Source organism: Lysobacter sp. TAB13 (genome assembly GCF_052113885.1).
Lineage (GTDB): Bacteria > Pseudomonadota > Gammaproteobacteria > Xanthomonadales > Xanthomonadaceae > Lysobacter > Lysobacter gummosus.
Genome location: NZ_JBFRDR010000368.1, coordinates 1 through 370, shown reverse-complemented (window position 1 = coordinate 370; position 370 = coordinate 1). Strand labels below are relative to the sequence as shown.

1 protein-coding gene is annotated in these 370 nt (G+C 62.2%); it reads right to left on the bottom strand.

What is annotated here, in order from left to right; genetic code table 11:
• The coding region (locus AB4Y92_RS26565) for a hypothetical protein (protein ID WP_441822342.1) at positions 1-256 on the bottom strand (256 nt) is incomplete at its 3' end.
• Positions 257-370: the final 114 nt, after the last annotated feature.

Below are 370 nucleotides of genomic sequence, written 5' to 3'. Positions count from 1 at the left end.
AAATTGAGCGGCCGCGGGTTGGATGGGGAACCCAGCGTAACCCCCAGCCCTTTAATACCGAGGAGGCCGACGCAAGCATTTGCCCCACCTGGGCCTCCGTGAGGATGCCATTGGGGGCTTCTCCGCGTGCCCGCTGGAGGTCTTTGGTGGCTTCAAAGAGCCGCCGGGAGAAATTTACGTTGGGCACGGCCGGCCAATGCCCCGCGCTCGTCAGGAATACCTGAAACCAGAGCCGGGTGTTGAGCTCGAGGCTCAAGAAGGCCCGCTCTGCGTCCCTGAAATTGGGGTCATAGGTTTGCGCGGCAGCTGGCCTGAACGCGGCTAGCAGCGCCAACACCAAAGCGATTACTCGCGAACGCATACCCAACCC